The 641-nt window shown below is 59.4% G+C and carries 1 protein-coding gene; it reads right to left on the bottom strand.

Translation table 11 applies throughout. The features are described 5' to 3' along the window. Positions 1–641 (bottom strand): polysaccharide deacetylase family protein (locus BN2476_RS45175; RefSeq protein ID WP_500045354.1); only part of this gene is annotated, 641 nt, incomplete at both ends.

Consider the following 641-nt stretch of genomic DNA (forward strand, 5'->3'; position numbering starts at 1 on the left):
ACCCAGACCTTGCTGCCCGGTTCCGTGCCAGGCTCCTGGTAGATGCTCGTGTCGAGCCAGTCGAGCACCTTGCGCGCGTATTCCGATGTGAAGACGGGCGTGACGGGTTGTTTGAGGACGGCATTGAAGATCTCGCGCAACGCTTTCATCGACGCGTACTTCGTGCCCGTGAACATGTGGTAGTAGACGTCGATCGGCTTGAAGCGGATCGGCTTGTCGGTCAGCGAGAATGTTTCGAGCACGCGCGAAAAACCATAGAACGGTCCGTGCCACAGGTCCGTATAAAGCTCTTCGTTCTGGTTCGGCGCGAAGATCTGGAAGTAGCCGTTCTTCATCACGCCGAGCGGCGCAATCGCCACCCAGCTCGGAAAGCTCTTCGTGATCAGCGTGTCGCCGCCGTTCAGATTGAGCACGCCTGCTTCGTAGGCCGCCTTGAGCACGGGCGAGGGCACCTGGCAGTCGCCGCTCCACAACACCATGCGCACCGGCTTCGAAGCGGGCGCGATGTTGCGGTCGATATAGTCGATCGAGCCTTTGATTTCGCGGTCGATATTGAAGCGGTAGTCCTGTATGTCGATGGAAAGGCCGCTGTTGCTGGTCTGGCTGCTGCCTTCCGCTGGCGTGTCGCGTGTATCTGTGAC

The sequence above is a fragment of the Paraburkholderia piptadeniae genome (assembly GCF_900007165.1).
Taxonomy (GTDB): Bacteria; Pseudomonadota; Gammaproteobacteria; order Burkholderiales; family Burkholderiaceae; genus Paraburkholderia; species Paraburkholderia piptadeniae.